Origin of the sequence: Methylobacterium sp. J-072 (genome assembly GCF_022829425.1) — a bacterium.
In the GTDB taxonomy this organism is placed as follows: domain Bacteria; phylum Pseudomonadota; class Alphaproteobacteria; order Rhizobiales; family Beijerinckiaceae; genus Methylobacterium.
This window is the reverse complement of the sequence record NZ_JAKSYK010000095.1, coordinates 1-15,938: the sequence shown is the minus strand read 5'-3', so window position 1 is coordinate 15,938 and position 15,938 is coordinate 1. Positions and strand designations below refer to the sequence as shown.

12 protein-coding genes are annotated in these 15,938 nt (G+C 71.2%); 2 read left to right on the top strand and 10 right to left on the bottom strand.

The annotated features are described in order from the left end of the window. Positions 1-3: 3 nt before the first annotated feature. The 7 genes from MKK67_RS10355 to chpT form a co-directional block, all read right to left on the bottom strand. Positions 4-1,020 carry an asparaginase gene (locus MKK67_RS10355; RefSeq protein WP_243963882.1) on the bottom strand — a complete coding sequence of 339 codons (1,017 nt, stop codon included), beginning with the start codon at positions 1,018-1,020 and terminating at the stop codon, positions 4-6. A 180-nt stretch (positions 1,021-1,200) separates the two neighbouring features. Next, positions 1,201-2,070: a CheR family methyltransferase gene (locus MKK67_RS10350; protein WP_243963881.1), complete on the bottom strand. Its 870-nt coding sequence runs from the start codon at positions 2,068-2,070 to the stop codon at positions 1,201-1,203. Further along, positions 2,067-3,257, bottom strand: a complete 1,191-nt coding sequence (gene cheB, locus MKK67_RS10345) for a chemotaxis-specific protein-glutamate methyltransferase CheB (RefSeq protein WP_243963880.1) — start codon at positions 3,255-3,257, stop codon at positions 2,067-2,069. The genes MKK67_RS10350 and cheB overlap by 4 nt, the downstream gene beginning before the upstream one ends. Positions 3,258-3,302: 45 nt before the next feature. Further along, entirely contained in the window at positions 3,303-3,695 is a 393-nt protein-coding gene (locus tag MKK67_RS10340; protein WP_243963879.1) for a response regulator, read from the bottom strand. A gap of 10 nt (positions 3,696-3,705) precedes the next feature. Continuing rightward, a complete protein-coding gene (locus tag MKK67_RS10335; RefSeq protein ID WP_092042823.1) occupies positions 3,706-4,197 on the bottom strand; it encodes a chemotaxis protein CheW in 492 nt (163 codons plus the stop codon). A gap of 45 nt (positions 4,198-4,242) precedes the next feature. Further along, positions 4,243-6,972: a hybrid sensor histidine kinase/response regulator gene (locus MKK67_RS10330; RefSeq protein WP_243963878.1), complete on the bottom strand. Its 2,730-nt coding sequence runs from the start codon at positions 6,970-6,972 to the stop codon at positions 4,243-4,245. A 103-nt stretch (positions 6,973-7,075) separates the two neighbouring features. Further along, positions 7,076-7,786 carry a histidine phosphotransferase ChpT gene (gene chpT, locus MKK67_RS10325; protein ID WP_243963876.1) on the bottom strand — a complete coding sequence of 237 codons (711 nt, stop codon included), beginning with the start codon at positions 7,784-7,786 and terminating at the stop codon, positions 7,076-7,078. Between the two features lie 326 nt (positions 7,787-8,112). On the opposite strand from chpT, the gene MKK67_RS10320 reads away from it, so the two are divergent. After that, positions 8,113-11,085: a bifunctional [glutamine synthetase] adenylyltransferase/[glutamine synthetase]-adenylyl-L-tyrosine phosphorylase gene (locus MKK67_RS10320; protein ID WP_409568385.1), complete on the top strand. Its 2,973-nt coding sequence runs from the start codon at positions 8,113-8,115 to the stop codon at positions 11,083-11,085. A gap of 24 nt (positions 11,086-11,109) precedes the next feature. Here MKK67_RS10320 and MKK67_RS10315 read toward each other — a convergent pair whose 3' ends face one another. After that, on the bottom strand, positions 11,110-12,771 hold the full coding sequence (locus MKK67_RS10315; protein WP_243963875.1) for a methyl-accepting chemotaxis protein: 1,662 nt from the start codon (positions 12,769-12,771) through the stop codon (positions 11,110-11,112). 89 nt (positions 12,772-12,860) lie between these two features. Next, positions 12,861-13,826, bottom strand: coding sequence for a cytochrome-c peroxidase (locus MKK67_RS10310; protein WP_243963874.1), 966 nt, complete (start codon positions 13,824-13,826; stop codon positions 12,861-12,863). Positions 13,827-14,219: 393 nt separating this feature from the next. Between MKK67_RS10310 and MKK67_RS10305 the strand changes: the two genes are divergently transcribed. Then, positions 14,220-15,104, top strand: a complete 885-nt coding sequence (locus tag MKK67_RS10305; RefSeq protein ID WP_243963873.1) for a 3'(2'),5'-bisphosphate nucleotidase CysQ — start codon at positions 14,220-14,222, stop codon at positions 15,102-15,104. Here MKK67_RS10305 and MKK67_RS10300 read toward each other — a convergent pair. Continuing rightward, positions 15,085-15,537 carry a YHS domain-containing (seleno)protein gene (locus MKK67_RS10300; RefSeq protein WP_243963872.1) on the bottom strand — a complete coding sequence of 151 codons (453 nt, stop codon included), beginning with the start codon at positions 15,535-15,537 and terminating at the stop codon, positions 15,085-15,087. The genes MKK67_RS10305 and MKK67_RS10300 overlap by 20 nt on opposite strands. Positions 15,538-15,938: the final 401 nt, after the last annotated feature.

The window sequence follows — 15,938 nt, the reverse complement described above, 5'->3', positions numbered from 1 at the left end:
TCCTCAGTAGGTGGCGAAGACGCGCGCGACCGCCTCGGGCTCGGACGTCACGGTCAACGCCAGGGCGAGCAGGATCCGGGCCTTCTGCGGGGTCAGGTTGTCGGCGCTGAGGATGCCGCGGGCGCGCAGGCGCGTGGTCAGGGGTACCACGCCGCTGCCGGCCCGGGTCGACATCACCACCAGGATGCCGGCCGCGGCGGCCTCTTCCAGGGCATCGGCCTCGGCCGGCGGGGTCATGCCCGGGGCGAGCCCAGCCGAGACCAGGCCGCGGGCTCCGGCCGCCCGGAACGCCCGCACCGCCGTGCCGTCGGCATCGGCGTAGCCGTAGGACACGTCGACCCGCGGCAGGGCGGGCAGCGTCCGGATGTCGAACGGGGTGCCGGGGGCATGGGCGCGCTCGGAGCGGCGGTAGTACCGGACATGATCGCCGTCGACCTGGCCGAGCACGCCGAAATCCGGGGTGCGGAAGGTCTGGAGCCGGGCCACCGAGGTCTTGGTCACCTCGCGCGCCGCCTGGATCTCGTCGTTGAGCACCACGAGCACGCCCCGGCCGCGGGAGGCCGGCGCGGCTGCGGTGCGGATCGCCGCCACGAGATTGAGCTTGGCATCGGTCGACAGCGCGCTCATCGGCCGCTGCGAGCCGACCAGCACCACCGGCAGGTCGATCGTCAGGGTGAGGCTCAGCGCGTAGGCGGTCTCCTCCAGGGTGGCGGTGCCGTGCCCGATGACGATGCCGGCGAGGTCCGGATGCGCGGCGGCGGTCTGCGCGCACAGCAGGACGAGATCGCGCCACTCGGCGAAGCCGATCGCCGGGCTCGGGACCGCCCGGAACGGCACCGGGATCACGGTGGCGACCGCGGACAATTCCGGGACCGCATCCAGGATGCCGCCCGCTTCCAGGCGCCGGTCGGTGGCGGAATAGTCGAGGATGTCGAGGGCATCGCGCCCCAGCGACGCGATCGTCCCGCCCGTGCCGATGAACGCGACCTTGGGCAATCCCGCCCCGTGTCCTGCCGCCATGCCGTGCCTCCTGGCCGCCCGGCCGTTTGCCGGTCCCGCCAGGTCCGTGATGCCGGCTCGCTCGGTCGCGGTCGACCCCGTTGCGTGCAGGCGGGCGATGCGCCCGGCGACGGGGCGCCGGTCAGGATGTGGAGCGGCTGCCGGTCCGAACGGGGCTCGGACCGGCAGCGTGCTGGGCGCTCAGACGCCGGCGGCGACGCGCAGGGGGGCTGCCATCTCGGAGCCGCGGGTCACCACCGGTTCGGCGTGGCCGTAGAGGCCGCGATGCTTCGGGTTCGGGCTGAGCCGGTCGGTCAGGCCGATCACCGTCTCGGCGGCCCCGAGCAGCAGGGCGCCCCCCGGCGCGAGCTGGGCGGCGAGCCGGGCCAGCACGTCCGACTTGGTCGGCGCGTCGAAGTAGATCAGCACGTTGCGGCAGTAGATCACGTCGAACTGGCCGAGCGACGCGAAGCTGTGCAGCAGGTTGAGCTGCCGGTAATCCACCATGGAGCGCAGGCTCTGGGCGATCTGCCACTGCTCGCCGATCTGGGTGAAGTACTTGATCAGCCACTGCACCGGCAGGCCGCGCTGGACCTCGAAATGGCTGTAGAGCCCGAGCTTGGCCTTCTCGATCACCTCGGTGGACAGGTCGGTGGCGACGATCTCGACCTGCCACCCGGCGAGCCGGGGCGCGGCCTCCTGCAGCAGCATCGCCAGGGAATAGGGCTCCTGGCCGGTCGAGGCCGCCGCGCACCAGATCCGCAGCCGGCGCTTGCTGGCGTTGCGCGCCAGGGCCTCGGGCAGGATCGTGTCGCGGAACAGGTCGAACGGGATGCGGTCGCGGAAGAAGAAGGTCTCGTTCGTGGTCATGGCCTCGACCACGGCGCGCTCGATGGCGCTATCCTGGCCGATCTTCAGGGCACCGATCAGGTCGCCGAGGGCGGCGAGCCCGAAGCGCCGACAGACCGGCGTCAGCCGGCTCTCGACGAGGTAGCGCTTCTCCGCCGTCAGCGCGAGGCCGGAGCGCTGCTTGAGAAAGGTACGCAGGTATTCGAACTCGAACTCGGTCATGACGGCTGCCCCGTGATCAGGGCGCGCAGCGCCGTCGCGAGTTCGGGGAGCGGCAGCACGGCCTCGGCGAGGCCGGCCCGGGCGACGCTGCCGGGCATGCCCCAGACGGTGCTGGTCGCCTCGTCCTGGGCCAGGACCGGGCCGCCGGCATCGGTCAGGGCGCGGGCGCCGTTGGTGCCGTCCGAGCCCATCCCGGTGAGGATCACCGTGGCGGTGGCGGCGCCGAACACCACGGCCGCGTCCTTGAACAGGACATCGACGGCGGGGCGGCAGAAATTCACCGGCGGCCCGTCCGTGAGCCGGATCGTCGGCCCGTTGGGACCCGTCACCAGCCCCATATGGCGCCCGCCCGGGGCCACGTAGATCCGCCCCGCCTCCAGGCGCTCGTCGGCCTTGCCCTCGGCCGCGCGCAGCCCGGTGCGGGTCGAGAGGTGCTCGGCGAACACGGCGGTGAAGATCGGCGGCATGTGCTGCACGATCAGAACCGGCACCCGGCGCAGGGCGGCGGCGCCGATCCCCTCCAGCATCTCGCCCACCGCCCGGGGTCCGCCGGTCGAGGAGCCGATCAGCAGGGCGCGGGGCTGGGTGCGGTTGCGGACCTTGGGCCGGAGGGTGAAGGGGGTGGCCGGGCGCGGCGTCGGCGCGGCGGGGGCCAAAGCGGGCGCCGCGTGGGCGGGGGCCGGCGCGGCCCCAGGAATCCCCGCGGGGCGCCGCCGGGCGCGGGCGGCACCGAACACCCGGACCCGCTCGATCAGCTCGACCCGGAAGGTCTCCGAGGTGGTGACGCCGCGGCTGCTCTCAGGTTTTGCAATGTAGTCCACCGCGCCGAGGGCGAGGCATTTCAGAGAGATGTCGGCGTTCCGGGTGGTCAGCGTCGACATCATCACGACTTGGAGGTTCGGGCTGATCGCGAGCATGCGCGGCAGCGCCGTCGTGCCATCGAGCTCCGGCATCTCGATGTCGAGCAGCACGACATCCGGGTCCTGCTTGGCCATCATCTCCAGGGCGATGCGGCCGTTGGAGGCGGTGCCGACGAGCTCGAACCCGGCCTCGGCGATCCAGCGGGCCACCAGCCCGCGCACCACGGCGGAATCGTCGGCGACCAGCACCCGGATCGGAGCCGCCGCCGATGTCGTGGATTGCGCAGGCGGACTGCGAAGCGGGACGACCGCGGGGCTCAGGGCCATGATGAATGCCTCGGGTACTGGGTCGCGGTTGAAAGTGGCGTCGGTTCAGGCTGCGTCGGCGACCAGTCCGACCTGTTCGAGCTTGGCCGCCAGGATGTCGCGATCGAAGGGCTTCATGATGTACTCGTCCGCCCCGGCCCGGAGGGCCCGGGCGATCGCCCCGACATCGTTCTCGGTGGTGCAGAACAGGACCTTCGGGGTCGCCCCCCCTTCGCTCCGGCGCAGGGCCTGGAGGAAGGTGTAGCCGTCCATGTTCGGCATGTTCCAATCGAGCAGGATCGCGTCGGGCATGTGGGCCGCGCAGGCTTCGAGCGCGGCGCTGCCGTCCTCCGCCTCGTTCACATTCATGCCCAAGGCTTCGATGATCCGCCGCGCGACCTTCCGGATCACCGCGGAATCATCGACCACCAGGCAGGTCGTCTCGTGTGGCGCTTTCATACCCCCTCCCTCACGCCGCCTTCGCGCCGGCGGCGCTGAAGCCGAGGAGCGCGTCCACGTCGAGGATCACCAGGAGGCGGCCGTCGAGGCGGTGGACGCAGGTGGCGAGGTTGCGCCAGCGCGGATCCAGGTTGATCGGCACCGCCTCGCGGCTGTCGGCTCCGAGTCGCAGCACCTCGCCGACGCCGTCGACCACGAGCGCGAAGGTCTCGCCGGTCTGCTCCAGGCCGATCGCCATCTTGGGGCTGGCCTTGTCGTCCTGCGCCACGGCATCGGGCAGGCCCAGGCGCCGGCGCAGGCACACGGCCGTGACCACGCGCCCGCGCAGGTTCAGCAGGCCGACGATCTCGCTGGGCGCCAGGGGCACCGGCGTGACCCCGGAGGGGACGAACACGTCGTGGACCCGTTCGATCGCCAGGCCGAACAGGGTGTCGGCCACATAGACGGTGACATACTCGTCGGTGGGGCCGGTCTCGGCGCCGTTGGCATTGGCAGCCTGCATCAGAACTCTCCGGATTCGATCGTCGTGTGGCGGGCGGTGCCGGGATCAGGCGGCTTGCGAGACGTTGGTGGCGCTGATCTCGGCCAGGGCCGCGATCAATCCGCTGCGGTCGAACTTGGCCACGAGGTCGCTGATCGCCAGCGACCGGGCCCGCTCCACCACGTCGGTGCCGACCGTCCCCGTGAGGCCGATCACCGGCAGGCCGGCGAGCCGCGGCTCGGCGCCCCGCATGGCGGCGACCAGGTCGAAGCCGCTGCGGCCCGGCATCTCCAGATCGGTGACCACGACCTCGATCCGCGCGTCCGACTGCAGGATCGTCAGGGCGGCCTCGGCGCTCGCCGCCGTGATGACCTGGTAGCCCGCGGCCTTCAGCACCGGGCTCAGCATGTCGCGGAAGAAGGCCGAGTCGTCGACGAGCAGGAGCGTCGAGGCCTGCTCCGCCTTCTTCGGCCCCCGCGCCCAGTCGTCGTAGGCGAGCGGCAGGAAGTGGGCGATGTTGATGATGTCGGTGGCGCGGCCGCGCAGCACCGCCGAGCCGATCAGGTCCGAGCGGTCGGCCGCGATCTCGATGTCGAGGCGCTCCTCGACGATGTCGACGATCTCGTCGACCACGAGGCCCATGGCCCGCTCGCCGTCGGAGAACACCACCAGGGCCTGCGTGCCCTCGGAGCGGATCGTGATCGCCGAGTCGGCCGGGACCAGCGGCATCAGACGGCCGCGGTACTGGATCAGCGGACGGCCGCCCAGCCACTCGACCTTGTCGCACTCGATCTCTTCGAGGCGGGTGACCAGCGAGAGCGGCACCGCCTTGAAGCTGCCCTGGCCGCCCTTGAACACCAGCAGCGTGGTCTTGGCATCGCCCATCTCGGCCGCCTCGCTCTCGGCGTCGGCATCGGCGTGGCTGTTGCTGCCCTGTATGCCCTGGGCCACCTGCCGGGCCACGCCGTTGGGATCGACGATCAGCACGACGGCGCCGTCGCCGAGGATCGTGTTGCCGGCAAACATCGGGATGTGCCGGAGCTTGGCCGACATCGGCTTCACGACGATCTCTTCCGTGTGGAAGACCTCGTCGACCAGGATGCCGAAGCGCTCGCGCCCGACCTGGGCCACGACCACGAAGCCCGCCTGCTCGGTCTCCGCGCCCTGCCCGTCCGATTGCCCGAGCAGGCCGGTGAGGGAGACGATCGGCAGCAGCCGCTCGCGCAGGCGCAGCACCGGCGAGCCGTTGATGCGCTCGACCCGCTGGGCCCCGGCATCGACCCGCACGAGTTCGAGCACGGCCACCTGCGGCAGGGCGAAGCGGTGCTCGCCGGCGCGCACGATCAGGGCGGCGACGATCGCCAGGGTCAGCGGGATCTTGATGGTGAAGGTGGTGCCGCGGCCCGCCGTGGTGGCGATGTCGATGATGCCGCCGATGGTCTCGATGTTGGTCTTGACCACGTCCATGCCGACGCCGCGGCCCGACACCGACGTGACCGCCGCCGCGGTGGAGAAGCCGGCATCGAAGATGAACTTGGCGACCTGCGCGTCGGTCATCCGCTCGACGTCGGACTGGGATGCCAGCCCGCGCTCCACCGCCTTCTTGCGGATCGCCGCGAGGTCGAGGCCCTTGCCGTCGTCGGCGATCTCGATCGTGATCGTGCCGCCTTCATGGTAGGCGGCGAGCCGGATCGTGCCGCGGGCCGGCTTGCCCACAGCGATGCGCCCGGCGGTCGATTCGAGGCCGTGATCGGCCGAATTGCGGACCATGTGGGTCAGCGGGTCCTTGATCACCTCAAGGACCTGCCGGTCGAGCTCGGTCTCGGCGCCGACCATCACCAGGTCGATCTGCTTGCCGAGTTCGGCCGAGAGGTCGCGCACCACGCGCGGCAGCTTCTGCCAGGCGCTGCCGATCGGCTGCATGCGCGTCTTCATGACGCCTTCCTGCAGCTCGGCCGTGACGTGGGAGAGGCGCTGCAGCGGGACCTTGTAGCTCGAATCCTCGTGCCGACGGGCGATCTCGAGGAGCTGGTTGCGGGTCAGCACCAGCTCCGAGACCATCGTCATCAGGTGCTCGAGCGTATCCACGTTCACGCGGATCGTCTGGATCTTGCTCCCGGCCGCCGTGGTCTCGGTGGCCACGACCGCCTCGGTGTCGCCCGCCGGCTCGGCCTTGGCCGAATCAGCTTCGGCGGCCTCGGCCTTGGGCGCCACAGCCTTGGGAGCGGCGGGCTTGGGGGCCTCGACCTTCGGCGCCTCGACGGGGGGCGTCACCGGCGCGGCGAAATCCGCCTCGCTGGGGCCCGGAGCCGCCAGGAAGGCGGCCTCCAGATCGTCCAGGGAGACCTCGCCGGGCTTCAGCTCACGGGAGACCGGCTCCGGCAGCACGATCTCGGGCGGCGGGGCCGGCGCGGCCTCGGGCTCGGCCGACGCCATGCGCTCCAGCTCGGAGATCAGGTCGTCGTCGGAGCCCGCCGGCTCGGAGCCGGTGGCCTCCAGGTCGGCCAGGATCGCCTTGAGCCGGTCCAGGGTCGAGAGAATCAGCGTGACCGATTCGGAGGTGGCGGGCAGGCCGTCCCGGAAGCGGCCCATCAAGGTCTCGGCGGCGTGCGCCAAGGCTTCGAGGCGCGGCAACCCGAGAAACCCGCAGGTTCCTTTAATCGTATGGACGAGGCGAAAAATATTCCGCAGTATCGTCTGGTTATTCGGGTCCTGCTCGAACCGAACCAGTTCAGCATCGACCGTGTCGAGGTGCTCCCCGCTCTCGGTCAAGAATTCACGAAGCAGGTCGTCCATCGGCGATACTCGTTACACGAAGAGGCTCTCGCGCAACGTACTTACTCATGCGGGGTTAGGGAAGCGTTTCGATCCCTTCCCCACCCCGGGGGTTTCCAGTTTTTTAGGCCAGCGCCGTGTCGGAAGCTTCGTCACCGTCTTCCGCGGGGGCCGCGAGCACTGTCGGCGAGGCCGTGATCGTCACTTCATCACCTTCGATGGCGAATCGGACATCCATGGCGGCGGCCCGGGCCACGAGGCCGGCGTAGAACGGCAGGATGCCGTGGGCGTCGACGGTGCCGCTCTCGGGGCTGCCGGCCATCAGCTCCTCGACATGGGGCGGGATGCGGGCATGCGAGCCCTTGGCCTTGAGCACGAGGGTCGGCGCCTCGCCGTCGCCGGAGACGACGACGTCGATCAGCCCGCCCCGCGGGATCGCCGAGGTGGCGATCATCACGAGATTGAGGAGCAGCTTGACCTTGTTCTTGGGGAACAGGGCCTGCGGCGCGCTCCAGGCGAGCTTGGTCTTCTCGTCGCTGAACATGCCCTTAGCCACGCCCTCGGCATCGGCGAGGTCGATCGAGGCCCCGGCCGAGCCCGCCGCCCCGAAGGCGATCCGGGCGAATTTCAGCCGGGCCGAGGCCTGCCGGGCGCTCTTGCCGATCAACTCGAGGGCGAAGACCCGCATCGATTCGTCATCATCGTCCTCCAGCACCTCCAGCCCGTTCACGATCGCGCCAACGGGGCTGATCACGTCGTGGCAGACGCGGGAGCAGAGCAGGGCGGCGAGGTCGAGGCCGTCGAGGGTCAGGCTGGGGGCGTTCGGGGAGGACATGGCGCGCTCCGGGCGGCGGATCTGGGGGGCGAACACTCTGCGGGCCGGCTCGTCGCTTCGGAGCCGCCGATCCTTGGCCGCCCGATCAAGCGGTCGAGTCCTCGCGAAACATCCCGCGCGGCCCGCCGGTCGGACCGGGGGCGATGGACCGGTCCGCACGGATAAACGCCACGGTCGGCTTTGAAAAGCGTTACCGGGCGGGACCGGTGCCGGCCGCGCCCGGATCGGGTAGGGTCGCGGCCAACGAGCCCGCGTCCCAGCGACGACCGCGCCCCGCTCCGGCGCCCGACGCGATCGGGGTGAGCGCGAGCCAGGGAGGAACCGGCGTGCACCACGAGACCGCCAGCCGAGCCGGAGCTCCCAGGCAGCCGGAATCCACCCTGCTGGCGCGCCTGCGACCCGGCCTGCGACCCGCCGACCCCGACGCGGCGCGTGCGCGGCTCGCCGAGATCGAGCCGGCCTTCCCGGAGGGCTTCCTCACCCCGGCCTGCCGCGCCCTGCTGCTCGGGCTCGCCGACCATTCGCCCTTCCTCTGGCAGGCGATCACCCGCTCGCCGGAACGCCTCGTCGCCCTGATGGGGCAGGCGCCGGAGGCTGCGAGCCGCACGATCATCGCCCGGCAGCGCGCCGTCGGCGGCGCCTGCGGCGACAACCCCGACCTGGCCGAGGTCGGCCGCCGGCTCCGCCGGAACCGCGAGGAACACGCCCTGCTGGTGGCACTCGCCGATCTCGGCGGCTGCTGGGATCTCGACGCGGTCGTCCAGGCCCTGTCCGATTTCGCCGACGCGTCGGTGAGCGCGGCCACCGACGCCCTGCTCCGGCAGGGCATGGCGGCCGGACGGTTCCATCCGCAGGACCCAGCGGCGCCGCAGGCCGGCTCCGGGCTCGTGATCCTGGCGCTCGGCAAGCATGGCGGGGCCGAGCTGAACTATTCCAGCGACATCGACCTGGTCGTCTTCTACGAGGCCGAGCCCGCTGCGGCCGCCACCGGCGGCGATCCCAAGGCGTTCTTCGTCAAGCTGGCGCAGGGCCTGGTGAAGCTCCTGTCCGAGCGCACCGCGGACGGCTACGTCCACCGGATCGACTACCGGCTGCGGCCGGACCCGGGCTCGACGGCGGTGGCGCTCTCCACCGGCTTCGCCTTCGACTACTACCAGACGCTGGGCCAGAACTGGGAACGCGCCGCCTTCATCAAGGCCCGGCCGATCGCCGGCGACATCCCGGCCGGCGCGGCGTTCCTGGCCGATCTCGCGCCCTTCATCTGGCGCCGGCACTTCGACTTCGCGGCCATCGCCGAGATCCACGCGATGAAGCGGCAGATCCACATGGTCCGCGGGCACGACACGATCACGGTGGCCGGCCACGACATCAAGATCGGCCGCGGCGGCATCCGGGAGATCGAGTTCTTCGTCCAGACCCAGCAGCTCGTGTTCGGCGGCCGCAAGCCCGCCCTGCGGGGGCGCCGGACCGTCGAGATGCTGGGGCGCCTCGTCGAGGAGGGCTGGATCGACGGACAAGCGCGCGATGAGCTCACGGCGGCCTACGGGTTCCTGCGCACCCTCGAGCACCGGATCCAGATGATCCGCGACGAGCAGACCCAGCGCCTGCCCACCGGCGACGCGGCGCTCGAAGCCCTGGCGCTGTTCGCAGGGTTCTCGACGCAGGCGGCGTTCGAGGCGGCGCTGCTCCACCAGGCCGGCCGGGTCCAGGCCCATTACGCCCTGCTGTTCGAGACGGCGCCGGGGGACGGCGTCCCGGAGGACGCCCTCGTCTTCGGCGAGAGCGAGCCCGATCCCGCCACCCTGGAGAATCTGGCGGCGTTCGGGTTCCGCGATTCCCGGCTCGCCTGGGAAACCGTGCAGGGCTGGCATGTCGGCCGCCGGCCGGCGCTCCAGACGGGCCGCGCGCGGGAGATCCTGACCGAGCTGCTCCCGAGCCTGCTGCGGGCGCTCGGCGGCACCAACGATCCAGACGCGGCCCTGCTCACCCTCGACCGGGCCTTCGCCCGGATGCCGGCGGTGGCGGAGCTGCTCGCCATCCTGCGCTCGCACGCGCGCCTGCGCCTGCTGTTCGCCGACATCCTGGGGACCTCGCCCCATCTCGCCGACACGGTCAGCCTCAGCCCCCACGTGCTCGACACCGTGCTCGATCCGGATTTCGTCGCGCCGGTGCCGGCGCCAGAGCAGGTGCACGCGCAGTACCGGGCACTGGTCGGGCAGCCGGCGAGCCACGAGGAGTTTTGGGACCGGTGCCGGGACGCCACCCGCCAGATGGTGTTCGTGACGGGCGCGCGGCTCCTGTCCGGCCTGATCACCCCGCGTCAGGCCGGGGAGGCCTATTCGGCCATCGCCGAGGCGACGGTCGCGCTGAACCTGGAGGCGGAACTGCGCCGGTTCACGCAAGATCACGGCGTCGTCCCGAAGGGGCGGTGCTGCGTGCTGGCGCTCGGCCGGCTCGGATCCCGGCAGCTCAGCGCGGTCTCCGACCTCGATCTGGTGTTCCTGTACGATTTCGATCCCGAGGACCGGGTGAGCGACGGCCCGCGCCCGCTCGACGCGGTCGTGGCCTATAACCGCCTGGCCCAGCGCCTCTACGCAGCGCTCACCACCGCCACCCGCCGCGGCCGGCTCTACGCGGTCGACCTGCGCCTGCGGCCCTACGGCAGCCACAGCCCGCCAGCGGTGCAGCTCAACGGCTTCGTGACCTATCAGCGCGAGGCGGCCGAGCCCTGGGAGCACATGGCCCTGACCCGGGCCCGGGTGGTGGCGGGCGATCCCGAACTCGGCGCCGCCGTCATGGCGGTGATCGCCGAGACGATCGGGCAGCCGCGCGATCCCGCCCAGGTCTGCGCCGCGGCCGGAGCGATGCGCAGGCTGGTGGCCGACGAGCGCGGCCATGCCGGGCCGTACGACTTGAAACTCGCCCCCGGCGGGCTGTTCGACCTCGATTTCCTGGCCCAGTCCATCGTGCTGAGCCACCCCGAGGTCCGGTCCGACGGCATCGGACTCTCCGGCGAGGCGGTCCTGCGGCGGGCCGGCGCGCACGGCCTGTTGCCCGCCGCCATGGCCGAGCCCCTGGCCGAGACCTACGGCTTCCTCGACGCGGTCTACCAGTGGCAGCGGCTGGTGATGGCCGATCCCGGCGCCGTCCCCTCCGACAGCGCCGCCCGGCAGATCGCCAAGGCCGTGGGCCTGCCCGATGCCCGCAGCCTCGCGGCGGAGTTGCATCGCCACCGGCGCCGAACCTGCGCGTTGCTGGCGCGGATCAAGCGGACGGTGATCGGGGCGCCCCAAGGGTAGGGCATCGCCCCAGCGGCGACGCGCTCAGGCGGCCCGGACGTTCCGGAGGAACTGGTCGATCTCCGTGTGCAGGGCGCGGGACTGGACGGCCAGATCGTCGGCGGAGGTCGCGACGGCCTCGGCGGCATGGCCGGCATCGCCCGCCGAGCGGGCGACCTCGGAGATGTCGGCGGTCACCTTGTCGGTCCCGCCCGAGGCTTCGGACATAATGCGCACGATCTCCCGGGTGGTGACGCCCTGGCCGTCGACCGCGCTGGCGATGCGCGTGGTCACGCCGCTCAGCGCGTGGATCTGGGCGGTGATGTCCTGGATCGCCTCGGCGGCGCCGCTGGTCGCCCCCTGGATGGCACCGATCTGCTGGCCGATCTCGTCGGTGGCCTTGGCGGTCTGCGCAGCGAGTTCCTTCACCTCGGCCGCCACGACGGCGAAGCCGCGCCCCGCCTCTCCGGCCCGGGCCGCCTCGATCGTGGCGTTGAGCGCCAGCAGGTTGGTCTGGCCCGCGATGGTGGAGACCAATCCGACCACGTCGCCGATCCGGGCCGCGGCCGCGGACAGGGCCGCCATGATCGCGTCGGTGCGCGCAGCGGCCTCCACGGCGGCGGACGACATTCCGGCGGCATGGGCGACCTGCCGGCCGATCTCCTGCACGGTCGAGCCCAGGGTCTCGGCCGCCGCCGCCACGGCGTTGACGTTTCCGGCGGTCCGGTGCGCGGCCTCCGCGGCGCTGGTGGAACGCAGGGCCGTCCCGCCCACCGCGGCCTGCATCGTGCCGGACGAGGCCTGCAAGCCGGTCACCGCCTCGGCCACATGGGCGACGATCCCGCCGACCGAGCGCTCGAACCGGTCGGCGAGGTCGTGCAGCATCGTGCGTCGGGCCTGCTCCTCGCGCAGGCGGGCGGCTTCGGTGGCCTCGACCTGCTGCGCGGCCTCCGCCCGCGACGTGTCGCGGATCGCCACGACGGCGCGGGCGATGGCGCCGATCTCGTCCCGGCGGTTTGCGGCGGCCAGCGCGACGCTCGTGTCGCCGTTCGCCAGGCGGGTGGTCTCGTCGGTCAGCCGGACCAGCGGCCGGGCCAGATTGCCGGCGAGCCAGAGCGCCGTGATCGATCCGATGAGGACCACGCCGCCCCCGAGCCCGAGCATCGCCCAGATCTTCCAGGCCGTGGCCTCGCGGGTCGCCTGCATCTGAGCCCGGGCATCCGCGGCGGCGAGCGCCACGGCTTCGTCGAACCGCTGCCGCAGACGCCGGCTCTGCTGGACCATCCGCTCCTGGACCGGGATCTCCCGCGCCTGACGGATGCCCAGCAGGATCTCGGCATCGCCGCGCCATTGCCGTGCCTCGGCTTCCGCGCTCCGCGCCAGGGCCTGCATCGACTCGGACAGGGCGATGTCCTTCAGGCGGCCGAGCAGCACCGTCAATCGATCGCCCGCCCCGGTGAACTCCGTCTGGATCGGCGCCATGTCGAGGAGATCGGTCATCGCGCTCACCCGCGCGACCAGCTCCTCGGCCCGGTGGAACTGGTCGCGGGCGGCGCGGCTCGTCTCGGCCGCCTCGGCGGTGCGCTCGGCAAGTCGCGACAGATCGCCGACCGCGCCGAGGCCGACGAGACCGGTGATCCCGGCCAGGAGCCCGGCGAGGAGCAGGAAGCCGAGGAGCGGGAGCAGGATCTTATAGCGGATGGACATGGCGACTTCCCGGTTTCCCGCTGAGCGCCGCCCCCGATCGCGCTGCGATCGAGGACGGCTCTTGGAAAACATGATGTAAAATCAAAACTTTAGTTCGGCAGATTCGGCAGGGCGGTCCGGGTCTGCTCCGCGGTCAGCGAGCGCAGGAAGGCGATCAGGTCCGCGCGCTCCTCCGGGTTCAGTTTGAGCGGCTTCATCAGCGGCGATTTCGACGGCCGATCGAGACCGCCGGTCTCGTAGAACGCGACGATCTCCTCGAGATTGGCGAACTGGCCGGCATGCCCGAACGGCGCCCGGTAGGTCAGGTTGCGCAGCCCCGGCGTCTTGAACGCGTATTGCGCCAGCGGGTTGTCGGGCTCGAAGGTCCCGCGCCCGATATCCGTCGTCGGGATGCCGAGATCGTGGAACTTGTTGTCGGTGAAGTTCCAGCCGGTATGGCAGCCCGAGCAACCGGTCTTGCCGGTGAACAGGGCGAAGCCGCGCTGCGCGGCCGGCGAGATCGCCGTCGCGTCGCCCTCGATCCAGCGGTCGAACGGCGCCCATTCCGCCACGACCGTCCGCTCGTAGGTGGCGATCGCGGTCAGGAGGTTGTCCTGGGTGATACCGTCTCGCGGGAACAGCTTGCCGAACCAGGCTCGGTATTCCGGTATGCGTGTGAGGGTCGCGACGATCTCGGTGAACTTGCCGTCCATCTCGGCCTCGGCCGTGATCGGTCCGAGCGCCTGCATCTCCAGGCTCGGCGCCCGCCCGTCCCAGAACAGCGTCGGGATCCAGGCGGCGTTCAGGAGGGTCGGCGCCTTGCGGGCGAGCGGCGTGTTGGCCGCCCCGATCGCCCCGGGGACGGGAACCTCGAACCCGAAGGACGGATTGTGGCAGCTCGCGCAGCTGAGGTTCTGCTTCCCGCTCAGCCGCGGATCGAAGAACAGCATCTTGCCGAGGGTCGCCGTCTGCGGCGAGAACGGCGCATCGTTCGGGAATGTAATCGCCGTCGGCCTTTTATATTTAGCCTTGATGAGGTCCAATTCTGCTGCATTCGCGCCAACGATACAGAACATTACTAGTAAATATATCGGCAGCGCGAAATGTCTTCCCGGAGTCATGACGTGTCTCAGATCTAGCTTGGTCGATCTGCGTAACAAAGATCGCTGCCCAACCGCAAGTTTTTTACCTGATCCCGCACAGAACTATCGGTTCCCGGTTTAGTTATTTCTTAAGAAGAGATCACGCGGTCGGTTTTTCTCTTCGACGCGTCGTTCTGAGATGTTCGACGATGCTCACGCCGGGCCATGAGAGGTAAATCGCGCGTGAATCGCCGACACCGGGGTCGAATCGGTCCGTTCGGCGGCGGGTTTTCCCACGCGCAGGACCACGCAACGGAACCGTTTCCCGCCCCAAACCGTCGACAATTTCAACCCGCTCGGGCATTCATGCGGGTGCGGGAGGCAACAATGATCGGCGCGGCGATGTTTTCGGGACCTGAGCGCGAGCGGATCGCCGCGGCGCTCGCCGAGATCGCCTGCGCCGCGGGTCAGGTGCTGCGGCGCTATCATCGCGGCCCCTGCCCGCACGCCCTCAAGGCGGACGGCTCGCCGTCGAGCGACGCCGATGTCGAGGCCGAGGCGCTGATCGTCGCCGCGCTCACCGCGCGCTTTCCCGGAATCGCCATCATCGCCGAGGAGGGCGCGCAGGCCGCCGACCTCGCGGCACGGCCGGCCCAAACCTTCTTCCTGGTCGATCCCCTGGACGGCACCCGCGACTTCCTGGCCGGGACGCCGGACTATTCGGTCAACATCGCCCTGGTGGCGGGGGAGCGGCCGGTGGCGGCCGCCCTCGTCGCCCCCGGCCTCGGCCGGGTCTGGTGGGCGGGGCAGACCAGCGTCGAGGCCCCGGTGATCGAGGGGCGGCCGGGCGCGGGCCGGCCGGTGCGGGCCCGCCCGGCGCCGCGCAGCGGCCTCGTCGCCCTGGGGAGCCGACGCCACGGCGATCCCGAGACCGCCACCTGTCTCGCAGCGCTGCCCGTGTCGGAGACCCGCCAATCCGGATCCGCGCTCAAGTTCGGGCTGATCGCCGCCGGCGAGGCGGATATCTACATCCGCTGCGGACCGACCATGGAATGGGACACGGCCGCCGGCGATCACATCCTGACGGCGGCCGGCGGCTGCGTGGTCGTCCCGGGCGGCGGTCCGATCCTGTACGGACGCTACCGCGCCGGCTACCGCAACGGCCCGTTCGCGGCCCTGGGCGATCCGGACCTCGCCGCTGGGCTCGCCCTCCCCGCCCCCGGCGGAAAGGGCCGGGCGCCGGAGACGCGCCTCACCGCGGCGCATCCCTGATCGGCACATCCAATTGGCCCTGCAGGTCGGGCCAAGCCGCCTCCGCCCGCCGGACCAGCTCCGGCTCGGCCAGGAACCGGGCGCGCCGCTCCGCGTCCCGGAACAGGTAGAGGCGCTCGCCGATCACGGCGAAGACCAGGGGATCGGCATCGACCAGGCGCCCGTCCAGGATGCCGGCGGCGTCGAAACCGCCGAGCCGCGGGGCGTAGACCTCCGGATTGTCCCGGAAGGCGGCCCGGTCGGCGCCGCTGGCGAAGCGCCAGACCTTACCGCCCCAGGACAGCTCGAACCGCGCGGCGCCCGCCTGCGGTCCCTCCTTCAGGAAGTAGCTGACCGGGTCGAACCCCTCGAGTGCCAGCAGCTCGATCGTCGCCGCCGACGGGCCGGCCGCCGCCGGGACGCCGGCGGTGATCAGGAGTACGGCGAGCGCCAAGGCGGTCGCCGATCGCGATGCGCGCGGGCGGAGGCACAGGTTCTTGATGTCACGCGTACGCTCGCCCCGATCCGTTGCCCCCGATGCTGGGCCGAGCAGGCTCACATATCGGACTTCTGATCCTCCTGGGCCCGGTCCGGAGATGACACGCGCCCTCCCTCCCCCCTTTGCGGGGGAGGGAGACGCGCGCGAGGCTGCCTGTCGCGCGCAATCGGAACCGGTGTGTGAACACCGTCGAGTGCTGGGTCACGCTCCGGCCCGCGCGTCGACCCGGGGGCCGGAGCGGCGGCAGGCCGCGTTAACCACATCGGGCGGTTTTCGTCAGACGCTGGGCCGCCGGTGGATCGGAAGGGCCTCCGGTGGGGAAAGACGGTGGAACTAGTCGTAGAGTTCCGGGCCGC